Raw genomic sequence first — 11,238 nt, 5'->3', positions numbered from 1 at the left:
CTTCATCGCAACCGTTGAAGACCTGCGCGCCGCGGATGACCACGTTGTCGAACTTCATTTTGACGTTGGTCGTCTCGATCTCTCCGACGACGCCCGCAGGAACGACGGCATGGTTTGCGTCGTGGGCGACTGCGCCAACGGGCGACGCCGCGATCGTGGTGCAAAGAAGGAATGTCAGGGGACGGTTTTTCATGTTCAATTTCCTCGGAATGTTAGGTGTGCTGATGCCGACAATTTGCCTGTCGGGCATATGTTGGGGCTGCTTCAATGGGCGATGGCGACGTCAAAAGTTAAGCACCTTGAAGCCGACCTGAACAGACCAGTCCGCCGGGGCGTCGCCGCCGTAAAGTATGCCGGGCTTTATGAAGATCTGGCTGTCGCCGCCCAGGAAACGCCCCGTCATCATGCCTGCGGTAACCTGTAGGCTCCCGAATGTGTCATCAGTCTCCCAATCGTGGATCACGGCGGGGTCGAAGGTGAGGTAGTATTTCGGGTTCGCCAGCTTCGGGACGTAATAGAAGTCGACTGTCGTGACGTTGAGGCTCTCACCATCGTCGTTTCCACCTTCCAGGCCGAAGGTCTGGACCCATGCGGGGGCGAATATCGATCCGTTGTCGAGAAACCAGGCGTAGAAGATGGATGTTTCCATGGCGTACTGGCCGTAACCGGCGAAATCGGTTGCGGCAGTGTCGAGGAAGAATTCGAGAGTGTATGCCGCACCGTTGCGCTCGGTGAGGTGGAAGACGTCGATAAAGGTCAGGCTGATGTCGCCCAGTGCGAGCTCGGCCCCGATGTCCGGGTTCTCCGCATAGGCCAGGGCCGCATCGCCCAGCCTCGGAGTTGAATTGAACTCACTGTCGGACCAAGGAACCGTAAGCCTGATCGCCTTGCTCCCATCGCCGATTGGCTGCGTATAGAAGAGTTCGAGCAATCCGGTGTCCAGGTCTTTGTTGATCTTGTTGAACTGGTACTGGATGCCGGCCTGCGTCGTCAGAAGCGTGGGGTTGGTACCATTGTTGATTTCTTCGAAATCCCGTTGGACTTCAGGGAGGTTCGACCCATCCTGCGCAAGCGACGGCGTTGTTGCGCTGACGAGCGCCAGAGAAAGCGCGACGGCAAGGCGGGAGGGGCTCAGTTCGTTCGACCGCCTCGCCGATGGTTCGGCAACCCGAGTGTTATCTTGAAACATTTCCATCCTATCTGCTTTCGCTTTACTTGCTGGTGTCATCGACGTCGCCGCCTGACGCGCGCCCTGTTCGAGGTGAGAGCGTTGACCAGAATTCTTTTCTCAATTCGTCCAGTATTCCTGCATACTCGGCGGCGCGACCGGGCAAGCTCTGCCAACGCACCAGTGCTTCCTCGGCCAGGGAGATCTCTTCGCAGATCGACATGAAGTTGGGGTCGCTCCGAGCGAGGCGCGCGATCTCCAAGCCCCGTTCGGGATGCTGTTCAACCAACTTGCATAGGAAATCATTCATCGGCATAGGCTGCATGCCCTCAGCCCTACACCGGAATCCCGACGCTAAATACGTTGCTACATGTAGACTACGTCACGGATATGTGCCGCAAAGGTTGGGTGGCACAGGCTGTGCTGTGTGCTAAGTCGCTAACCAGAAGCCTTGCACTGGATCGGAGGTGCTTGCATTGCCGCGCCGAAAAACATCGACGGTTCCGGACCTGACGGAAGAGAACATCCGGCGTCAACTCGATCGGGTCCTTGACAACGGCGAGTTTCAAGCCAGCGCCCGGCGCCGCGAAATGCTGACCTATATTGTCGAAGAATCCCTGGCCGGCCGCGATGGTGGCATCAAGGCGACGACCATAGCGATGGCGGTCTTCGGGCGAGGGCCCGATTTCGACCAGCAGGCAGACCCGGTCGTGCGTCTGGAAGCGGGCAAGCTGCGCCGAGACCTCGACACCTACTATGCGGAAATCGGCAGGGACGATCCGATCCGCATCAGCATTCCAAAGGGTCGCTACATTCCGAAATTTACCGCGCAAGATGTCATGCAGCCCGACGAAAGCCCTCCGATCTCGGAATCGGCAGGCGCCGGCAATCGGACGTCGAGACCGCAAACGTGGTTCAACGCGCGCAACGGCCTGATTGCGGTCGCTTGTGCGGCGATCGTTGCTGCAGTTTTTGCATGGAATGCGCGTCCAGCTCGAAACTCGCCGTTTCCCCCCGCAATGGTCCCAGAATCTGTCGCAGTTCTGATCGAACATTTTGACGCCCGCACGGACAACGAGGTCGTATCTCTCGTCGCCTCTGGGCTGACCCATGAGATCGCCGCCGCCCTGATCAGGTTTCCGGATTTTTCCGTGCATCTGACACACGAAAAGGCCGCAAGTGTATCTGAGCCCACGCCTGCAAAAAAAGCGACGAACAGGGAGCTTACGGTCATCGGTGATGTCTGGCAGGAGGACGAAGATCTTTTTATTCGCGCTGGCCTCGTCCGGAGCTGGGACGATGAGATCTTGTGGAGCGAACGCTTCACGGAGGGTTCAGATGGCCAGAGCATCACCGACATTTTGGACTCGATTTCATCGGAGGTCGCCTCGGCGATCGGCCAGCAATACGGATATGCGATGCGCGATGTCCGCGCCAAAAGACTGGCAAATGGCAACGATCCGAGCCTGCGGGGCTTTGCCTGCGTTGCAAGCGCACAGATCTACCGTCGGACGTATCACCGCGATGAATATCAGGCAGTACGCGAGTGTCTTGAAGCCACCGTTGTCGAGAACCCCGACTACGTTCGGGCGTGGGCAATGCTTGCATACCTGCGCAACGATGCGGCACGTTTCGGCCACGAAAAAGTCCTCTCGACGGAGGCGGCCTTCGAACTGGCGCGGCAAGCCGCGATCCGCGCCATCGACCTTGACCCGCAGGATACCGATGCGTTGCAGGCAATGTCGCATGTCCAGCAGTACGCAGGAGATATCGAGCGATCCATCGAATTTGCGCACCGTGCAGTGGAAGTGAACCCCAACGATCCGGCAGCTCTCGCCAATCTTGCGATCCGATATGGCATTGCTGGACGCTTTTCCGAAGGAGTACCGCTAATGCATCGCGCGATAGATATGTCTATCGCGCCGCCTCCATTCTACTTTCATCTGTTGGCCGCGGATCACCTCATAAAGAAAGAATGGACGGAAATGCTCGCAGCCGCGGAACGAGCGTCCAGAGATGGTTGGTCATTTGGCCAGGCGATGCTCGCAATTGCTCACACTGAACTGTCGAACAAACGCGCGGCCCGCGAGGCATATGAAAGAATGGCAGAACTCGATCCACCGCTCGCTGAAGATCCAAAGAAGTGGCTTGAGGGGCACAATATGCCTGAAGTCCTTGTCGAAGCCGTCCTAGTGGGCCTTTCCGAAGCGCAAACCACTTCTCTAGAATAGCAGATGGAACGCTATCGGCAGGTGTTTTTGTCCGCGCTCGCACCGCAAGGGTTGATTGCGGCGAATGGCTAGTGTCCCGCCTTTTTGCAGATTAGTGCGAACGCAACCTCGAAAGATCCACGAAGCGACCTGGGCCAAAAGACTTGGTATCAGTAGGGCTGGTTCTGGTCCCAACAAATGACCGCAATTTCGGCTGAAGCAAGCATTGATTGAGATCTGCGCTGGGCGTTGCCCCTGTTTCTATTGGGGTGGCGCGCCACCGCCGTCTCTCCGCCACCCTGCGCCACCCCGCCACCCTTTCTGGTCTGCTTCGCTTGATATGGGCGCGAATCTACGCGTCATGTCAGGAGCGAAGGAGGCGAGTTGCATGGTCAACCGACTGCGATTGAATGAGAAAACCGTCCGGGACGCCGAGCCGGCGGAGGGGCGTGACTACCAGGTCTTCGACAGCGAGGTGCGCGGGTTTGCGGTCTGCATCTACCGCTCGGGCAGCCGGGCGTTCACGCTGGACTACCGCCACGCGGGCCGGCAGCGCCGGATGACCATAGGGCGCTGGCCGGAATGGACCACGACGGCGGCGCGGGAACGGGCGAAGGAGCTCCGGCGCGAGATCGATGCCGGGGAAGACCCTCTCGCCCAGCGCGAACAGGGCCGTGAGGCGCCACGGTTCCAGGACCTGATCGACCGGTACGTCGAGGTGCACCTGCCCAACCTGGCGCCGACCAACGCCTCGGATCAGAGGTCGATGCTGAAGAAGCTGGTGGCGCCGGACTGGGGCAACAAGCTGGTGACCGAGATCACCCCCTACGACGTCGAGAAGCTGCTGAACAAGATCGCCGCCGGACGGGCGCGGCCATCGAAGGCCAAGCCGAACAACAGAGCCCGAAAGCTGCAGGGATCGAAGCCCACCCCGATCCGGGCCAACCGCACTGGAGAGGTGCTGCGAAAGATGTTCACCTATGCCCAGAGCTGGGGCTGGCGGGATGACAACCCGGCCTCCGGCTTCCGCCGCCGGATCGAGAACCCTCGTGAGCGGTTCCTGAGTCAGCAGGAAATCCGCAAGCTGGCAGCGGCGCTGGACGCCGCCGAGGATCGCCGCGCCGCCGACATCATCCGGCTCTGCATGCTGACCGGCGCTCGAGTCGGTGAGGTCCGGCAGGCCCGGTTCGAGCATTTCAACCTCGAGCACCTCAGCTGGACGAAGCCCGCCAGCATGACCAAGCAGCGGAAGACCCACCGCCTGCCGATCTCCGACGAGGCCGCGGCGATCGTGCGTCAGCGCCAGATGCTGGTGCCCCGCGGGTCCCCGTGGCTGTTCCCCGGCGATGTGCCCGGCCAGCCGGTGAAGGAGATCCGGCGCTTCTGGATCCAGATCCAGAGGGAAGTGAACATCCCCGACGTTCGGATCCATGACCTACGCCATACCTTCGCCTCGCTACTGGTCAGCGGCGGCGCCTCTTTGGAGATGATCGGCAAGCTGCTGGGCCACAGCCAGACCCAGACCACGCAGCGCTACGCCCACCTGATGGACTCGCCGCTGCGCGCCGGTGTCGATGCCGTGGCCAGTGCCTTCCGGCCGCGGCCGAAACTGGTGCACGATGCGGAGGAAACGCGGAGGGCCGGCTGAGCGCCGGACCCGTCCGCATCGATTTCCACACCATCAGGCTGACATGCTCAGCGACTTCCAGGCAGGGGTGAGGCGCCGACGGATGGTCCGTTCGTCCGGCACCTCGCCGCTCTTCGAATTCACCGCGAACCATTCCTGAATCCGGCCGATCCATTCCGCCTGGGTCGCCGGAACGCCCTGTTCGTGAATCCGCAGCATCTCGGCGAGGAACGCATCGTCCCAATCGTATCTCGGCGTTGCGCCGCTATTTGCCGCCGGGCGACGCAGCAGGTCATGCTTGTCCTCGAACCGCTGAATGCTGCTTGTCGGCTTCGGGGACCGTCGCCGGCCCAGAACACCGGATGAACATCCAGTAATCGAGGAACAATATCTGGCGGGTCTTCTGGACGCGGCCACCATCGGGGTGACCGCCTGTCACCCTGTTGCAGGGTGCCTGCCAGACACTACCAGGGTGACTGCTGGTCACCACCCTGGTGACTGTCAGTCACCCCTTGAACCGTCTTCTTATACGACTCTTGGAACCTACCCCCCTTACCCCCCTTCAGGAGCCGGCAAATCAGAGCAGGGAGATTGCAATGAAAATGAACGAGAACCAGTTCGACGCAAACGATCCGCCCACGGTGGCAAACCCGCTGCCTCGATCTGGGAACGCGCCGGGGATGAGGCTGTTGCGCGAGTGGATGCGAAAGACGCTGAACGAGCGCGTGCGCGATCCGATCCCGGCAGCAGAGCGAGCCGAAATGATGGCGATCGAGCGCGTCCTGTCCGCCTCGTTGTCAGCCGCGACGACGAGTGAGGTGCGGCAGGCGGTGACCGGGCTGCTCAACCACTACTCGTCCCGTCCGATTTCGGAGAAGGCGGCGGCAGCCGTGCTCGAGGACTGGATCACGGATCTACGGACTTACCCAGCGGACATCATTCTGGCGGCATGCCAGCAATGGCGCCGGGAACCGAACACCTTTGCACCGACACCGGGTCACATCATCGAACGGGCAGAGCCGATCATGCGTGTGCGCCAAGTCTATCTGCGGATGGCGCGCGACGCGCTGGGCGTCGAGGCGGCACACCTACCCGAACGCAAGGCCGGCTGAAAGGAACGAACATGGCGAGCAGAAACCTGACACCGGCGGAAATCGAGGAGCGCTTCGAAGAGGCCGCACTGACGCTGAAGCGGATGCCCAACCCGCCGGGGAGCGGGCCATCGGGCTACGGATCGAGTTGGCCGGCCTATGTGCAGGAGGCGCGGCACGCCTATGGCTACCACGAGGCAAGGATGCGCGTGATTCCCAACGCGAAGGAGATCCAGCGCATGGAGGAGGCGCTCGACTGGTTGCGCCTCATTGACCATCCCGAGCAGGACCGCGCTACCATTGATCGGCGGATTGTCTGGATGCGGGCGGACGGACATCACTGGCGTGCCATCTGTCGCGCTGTAGGGCTAGGCCGGTCACAGGCTTGGCGGCGCTGGTCGGCCGCGCTTATCCATCTTTCTCGCGCGCTGGGCCGGCAAGGACGAAAGCCGACGAGGAGAGTTCCCACGAAGTCTTCGATCAATGACCCTCAGTCATAAGTGCATGTTAACAATTCGTCGCCTCGTCAGTCCCTCGCCGACCATAGCAAGACGAAAATCGAGCGACGTTGAGGTTCCAAGTGTTTAAACCAAGGTCGCAAGGAAACTAAGATTCTGATAACCAAGGATTATTATTAAGTTCTTGTGATTATTGCACTTTATTGCTACTGATCAAGGCCAGTTGCAGTGATCGAAATGCGTGGCTGCATCGAGGGAGACAATGAGCAAGAGCTATACCTTGTACATCAAGGCCTACACGCCCGAGACCATTCCGATGGCTCGGCTGGCTGAGTACATGCAAAATCTCGCCGCCATATTGGGTCACGAAACTGCCGTGCATTTCCAGACTCTCAAGCCAGGTAGCACGCAGCTTGTCACAAGGATCGACCATGAAGATGTGCCAAAGGTTGCAGCCCACCTCGCACAGGTGAAGCGCGGCGAGGGCACCCCTGAAGCCAGCAAGGCGCATGCTGAGATCGATCGCCTGCTTGCCGAGGACAACGCGACCGGCTTTATCTACGAAGACGAGAATGAGAGCGCGGAGGTCATTGCATTTCCGGGCGTGACAAGGCTAAGGCCAACAACTTACGGCCCGTTCAACCAGGAAGGTTCGCTGGATGGAATCCTGATTAGCGTCAGCGGCGCGGATCAGACCGTTCATCTCCAATTGCAGAACGGGGACATCAAATACACTGGGATCGACACCAACCGCGAGACCGCACGCCGTCTCGCCAAGCACATGTACGAACCTGTTCGGATTTTGGGTACTGGCCGGTGGCTCCGTGACCAAGATGGCAACTGGATTCTCAAGAAGTTCCGTGTTGATAGCTACAACGTTCTGGCTGCCGATGACCTCAAGGACGCAATCAACCAAATGCGTGATATTGAAGGCAGTGAGTGGAAGAGCTTGGACGACCCAATCGGTGCTCTGAAAGCACTACGTGAGAAGGGTAACGGTTTGCACTAATGGTTGTCTTCGATAGTTCGATCCTGTTGCTTGTTCTTGATCCCAACGCCAAAGCGCCTATCGATCTCGCCACAGGCTCGGCTGTTGAGAAGGCGGCCGAGCGGATCGAGTACTTGATCGAGAATCTCGCTACCGACAAAGAGAAGATCATTATCCCGACACCAGTCTTGAGCGAAGTCCTGGTACATGCCGGCGACGCCTTGCAGCCGTATCTCGACACGCTCAATGGCCAGTCCGTTTTTCGGATTGCTCCTTTCGACCAGAAGGCAGCCATTGAAGCCGCTTTAGCCATGAGTGATGCAATCCGGCGCGGCGGACATCGCGTTGACGCAGCTAGCCCCGATGCAACAAAGACCAAGATCAAGTTCGACAGGCAGATCGTTGCCATCGCAAAGGCAGAAGGCGCACATTCAGTCTATTCCGACGACGATGACGTGCACAATTACGCGACGCGATCCGGTATGAAGGCCTACCGTACGGCCGATCTCGACCTGCCGCCGGAAGATCCCCAACAATCATTTGATCTCGAAAGCGGTGACTAGCCTTTCAGGGGCTTTGCGACCACCTACCGGCTCTCTCCTGCTCGTCGGTTGCAGTGACAACCAATAGCAGCGACCGCATCACCGTGGTGCGGTGCAATCTCATTTAACGACAATGAGTTGCAGAGGGCATGGATGCGCTCTCGCCGCCACTGACGTCCGAGTCCTCGGATTCAACCGCGTCTTCGACGGCTCTGCACGTGTCCGATCCGTCGCCCGGACGGCGCGGCACGTGTCATAAACGGCGCGACAAACCGCCGGTTTCGCGGGCATATTCATGGCATGATCGGGAGGGGAGCCGATGCGAGGCCCCCGGCGCCCGATCCCCTCCCCGTGCTTGGGTCCTTCGCGGCCGTGCATCCTATGCGGGGGGCTTTTGCCCGGAAGTTCTCTAGCGACAGGGATTTTATTTGGGTCCGCACTTTGGGTCCGCGGGTCCGCACCATTCGGCATTGCGCCTCTTCAGAGGTTGAGATGTCGAGCGGGATCGGGAGGTTCGGCGCCCGGTCCTGCATCAAATCGTGTCGGGAATGTCTTCGGAGCGCGGCTGTCCTCGTGATTGCCGCGCTCCGGCGTGTCTGTCCATGTAGGACGATTGGACAGGAATCACGCCCGCGGTTTGTTGCACGTACTTCAGGCGTCGAACGCGTTTCTGAAGGCAACGAGCGCTTCTTCCGGATCACCTGATGCAAAGGCCTCCATGCCAACCGGGCCGGCATATCCCATCTCGCGGAGCGCCTTTGCAATCCCGGAGTAATTGATCTCGCCGGTTCCGGGCTCCATGCGGCCGGGCACGTCGGCAACCTGGACCTCACCGATCCACGGAAGGCAGCTGCGGCAGAGTTCCACAAGGTTCCCCTCGCCGATCTGCGCATGGTAAAGATCCAGGTTCAGCTTCAGTCGCGGATGATCCACCGACGAGACCAGCGCCAGCGTATCTTCGGCCCGGCCGAAGGGCGTGCCGGGGTGATCGACGGGAAGGTTGAGGTTTTCGAGCGTGAAGGTCACGCCTTCTTCCTCCGCCATCTCGCCTATGCGACAGAGCGTGTCTCGCGCCCTGAGCCACATCGCACCAGTGACAACCTCGCAGGGCGCGACGGGAAGCCCTCCATCGCCCAGCCCGGTACCGTGCAGGTTCAGCCGCGCAACTCCAAGCCGCTTGCCGACCTGCGCGGTCTCGCGGGCTGTCGCCAGCAGTTCATCAGCGCCTTCATTGTCGGTCAACCGGCCGCGAAGATAGCCGTTCATGATCGAAAATGTGGCTCCGGACCTCTCCAGCATATCGAGATCGTGGTCCGGCCAGTTCCAAAGACCGACCTGAAAACCGAGTTCTGTCAGACGCTTGACACGCCATTCCATGGGGCGGTCCCGCCAGAGCATCTCGGCGCAAGCGGCGAGCGTGAAGGTGTGAGGCATGTGCGTATAACCCGGTCGGCAGCGCTACATCAGGTGTTCGACATTTGGCGCGGGGACGAAGCGCCATTTGCGCAAGGGGCCGGCCATGACGTTGAGGTAATACATCTCGAATCCGTAGGGCGCGCCGCAAGGGTGGTGACCGCGGGGAACGCAGACGACATCGCCATCATGCAATGCCATAGTTTCGTTGAGTTGCAGATCGTCGGTGTAGACGCGCTGGATTCCGAAACCGTCAGCAGGGTTGAACCGGTGGTAATAGGTCTCTTCGAGATATGTGATGCGGGGATAGTCATCCTCGTCATGGCGGTGCGATGGATAGGACGACCAGTGCCCGGCCGGCGTGAACACCTCCGTAACCAACAGGCTGTCACAGAAGTCCTCGTTCTCCATGGCGATGTTGTTGATGTGGCGGGTGTTGGTGCCCTCGCCGCGCTCGGTCAGTGTGATGCCGCCGGGGCCAATCCGGCGGGCCTCGTGCCCCCCCATGCCGGGGGCCGAACACACGGCCAATACACAACCGGTGGTCGCCTCGGCCTCCCATTCCGTGCCGTTGGGCAAGTAAAGGCAATGCGGCGGGCTCTTCTCGAACACGTTCATCCGCTCGCCAAGCTCACCCCAGTTCTGCCCGGCACCTTGCAACTGCGCCTTTCCCTCGACCATCACGAGGATGACTTCCCTGTCACCCGTGGCTTCCGACACGCTCTCGCCAGCGCGCAGCCGGTAGAGCGAGAAGCCGACGTAACGCCAGCCAGCCGATTGCGGTGTGATCTCGTGTACCTTGCCATGTGCCCCGAAGGGTTTGTGAAGAAGACCGCTCATGCCAGACCCACCTCCTTGCTGATATCCTTGAGAGTGAGCAGACCCATCGACTGGTAGTGGAGCGGGTTACGCACGGCCGGGTCCTGCTCGGCCTCGATAACGATCCAACCCGCATAACCTGCGTCTTTGAGGATCCGCATCAGCGGACCGAAATCGACGCCGCCCTCCGGGTCGCCCGGGACCGTGAAAACTCCGGCGCGCACGCCGTCCATGAAGGACATTCCGGTCTCGCGAACCTGCTGCATCACCGCTGGGCGGACGTTCTTAGCGTGGAAATGGCTGACCCGGTCGATGTATTTCTCCAGGATCGGCGTGGGGTCGGTGCCGTTTGCACCGAAGTAGCAATGGCCAGCGTCGAAAAGAAGCTGTGTCGCCGGACCGGTCGCCGCCATGAATGCATCGATCTCCTCGGGCGTCTCGACGACAGTACCCATGTGGTGGTGATAGACGAGGTCGATCCCCTGGTCGGCGGTGTAGGCGGCGAGCGCCTCGACCTTCGCACCGAAGTCCCGCATCCCCTCCGGCGTTAGCACCGGGCTTTCGGAGAGAGGAGACGGGAGCCCCTGAATTGAGTTCGACGTCTCGCAGGCGATGCAGACCTTGCAGCCGTTGTGCTTGAGCTTGTCGAGGTGCGGCTGGATCGCGACCATCTCCGCTTCGACCGACTGAGCGAGCAGGTTCAGCGAATACCAGCCGGAGATGAACCTGAGCCCGTGGCTGCCGAGTAACTGCTTCAGAGCCTCGGGATCGTCGGGCCAGCGGTGGCCGTTCTCGATGCCGTCGAAGCCGATCTCCGCGGCCTCGTGCAGGATCCGCTCGGTGGGGATGTCGGCGCCGAGGCTGTGGTCGTCGTCGTTCGCCCAGGCGATGGGGTTGGTTCCAAAGAGGATCATGGCTCGTC

The 11,238-nt window shown here is 60.4% G+C and carries 13 protein-coding genes; 6 read left to right on the top strand and 7 right to left on the bottom strand.

The genetic code is table 11. The annotated features are described in order from the left end of the window. The 3 genes from ACFQ2S_RS09950 to ACFQ2S_RS09940 all read right to left on the bottom strand — a co-directional run. Window positions 1-193: hypothetical protein (locus tag ACFQ2S_RS09950; RefSeq protein WP_386074298.1), on the bottom strand; the 193-nt coding region annotated here is incomplete at its 3' end. A 90-nt stretch (window positions 194-283) separates the two neighbouring features. Then, entirely contained in the window at window positions 284-1,195 is a 912-nt protein-coding gene (locus ACFQ2S_RS09945; protein WP_386074297.1) for a hypothetical protein, read from the bottom strand. Between the two features lie 16 nt (window positions 1,196-1,211). Continuing rightward, complete coding sequence (locus ACFQ2S_RS09940; protein ID WP_386074296.1) at window positions 1,212-1,478, bottom strand: hypothetical protein; 267 nt, start codon at window positions 1,476-1,478, stop codon at window positions 1,212-1,214. Window positions 1,479-1,644: 166 nt separating this feature from the next. Here ACFQ2S_RS09940 and ACFQ2S_RS09935 point away from each other — a divergent pair, with 166 nt between their 5' ends. Next, a complete protein-coding gene (locus ACFQ2S_RS09935) occupies window positions 1,645-3,399 on the top strand; it encodes a hypothetical protein (protein WP_386074295.1) in 1,755 nt (584 codons plus the stop codon). A 367-nt stretch (window positions 3,400-3,766) separates the two neighbouring features. After that, window positions 3,767-5,026 (top strand): tyrosine-type recombinase/integrase, encoded by a 1,260-nt coding sequence (locus tag ACFQ2S_RS09930; protein WP_386074294.1) that lies wholly within the window; start codon window positions 3,767-3,769, stop codon window positions 5,024-5,026. A 33-nt stretch (window positions 5,027-5,059) separates the two neighbouring features. Here ACFQ2S_RS09930 and ACFQ2S_RS09925 read toward each other — a convergent pair whose 3' ends face one another. Continuing rightward, a complete protein-coding gene (locus ACFQ2S_RS09925) occupies window positions 5,060-5,425 on the bottom strand; it encodes a hypothetical protein (RefSeq protein WP_386074293.1) in 366 nt (121 codons plus the stop codon). A 176-nt stretch (window positions 5,426-5,601) separates the two neighbouring features. On the opposite strand from ACFQ2S_RS09925, the gene ACFQ2S_RS09920 reads away from it, so the two are divergent. The 4 genes from ACFQ2S_RS09920 (at window position 5,602) to ACFQ2S_RS09905 (ending at window position 8,105) form a co-directional block, all read left to right on the top strand. Then, a complete protein-coding gene (locus ACFQ2S_RS09920) occupies window positions 5,602-6,117 on the top strand; it encodes a hypothetical protein (RefSeq protein WP_386074292.1) in 516 nt (171 codons plus the stop codon). Between the two features lie 11 nt (window positions 6,118-6,128). Continuing rightward, window positions 6,129-6,596, top strand: coding sequence for a DUF6362 family protein (locus tag ACFQ2S_RS09915; protein ID WP_386074291.1), 468 nt, complete (start codon window positions 6,129-6,131; stop codon window positions 6,594-6,596). 220 nt (window positions 6,597-6,816) lie between these two features. Further along, window positions 6,817-7,563 carry a hypothetical protein gene (locus ACFQ2S_RS09910; RefSeq protein WP_386074290.1) on the top strand — a complete coding sequence of 249 codons (747 nt, stop codon included), beginning with the start codon at window positions 6,817-6,819 and terminating at the stop codon, window positions 7,561-7,563. Continuing rightward, window positions 7,563-8,105 (top strand): type II toxin-antitoxin system VapC family toxin, encoded by a 543-nt coding sequence (locus tag ACFQ2S_RS09905; RefSeq protein WP_386074289.1) that lies wholly within the window; start codon window positions 7,563-7,565, stop codon window positions 8,103-8,105. The genes ACFQ2S_RS09910 and ACFQ2S_RS09905 overlap by 1 nt, the downstream gene beginning before the upstream one ends. Window positions 8,106-8,735: 630 nt before the next feature. On the opposite strand, the gene ACFQ2S_RS09900 is transcribed toward ACFQ2S_RS09905, so the two are convergent. From ACFQ2S_RS09900 to iolE, 3 genes are read right to left on the bottom strand one after another with little or no spacing between them, the layout of a single operon-like run. Next, the gene (locus ACFQ2S_RS09900) at window positions 8,736-9,518 is read right to left on the bottom strand and encodes a TIM barrel protein (protein ID WP_386074288.1); all 783 of its coding nucleotides are present in this window, start codon (window positions 9,516-9,518) and stop codon (window positions 8,736-8,738) included. Window positions 9,519-9,542: 24 nt separating this feature from the next. Further along, on the bottom strand, window positions 9,543-10,337 hold the full coding sequence (iolB, locus tag ACFQ2S_RS09895; protein ID WP_386074287.1) for a 5-deoxy-glucuronate isomerase: 795 nt from the start codon (window positions 10,335-10,337) through the stop codon (window positions 9,543-9,545). Next, window positions 10,334-11,230, bottom strand: coding sequence for a myo-inosose-2 dehydratase (gene iolE / locus ACFQ2S_RS09890; protein WP_386074286.1), 897 nt, complete (start codon window positions 11,228-11,230; stop codon window positions 10,334-10,336). The genes iolB and iolE overlap by 4 nt, the downstream gene beginning before the upstream one ends. Window positions 11,231-11,238 lie beyond the last annotated feature (8 nt).

The organism is Tropicimonas aquimaris, assembly GCF_042676185.1.
GTDB lineage: Bacteria > Pseudomonadota > Alphaproteobacteria > Rhodobacterales > Rhodobacteraceae > Tropicimonas > Tropicimonas aquimaris.
Note: the sequence above shows the minus strand (reverse complement) of the source record. Positions and strands in the feature narration are given on the sequence as shown.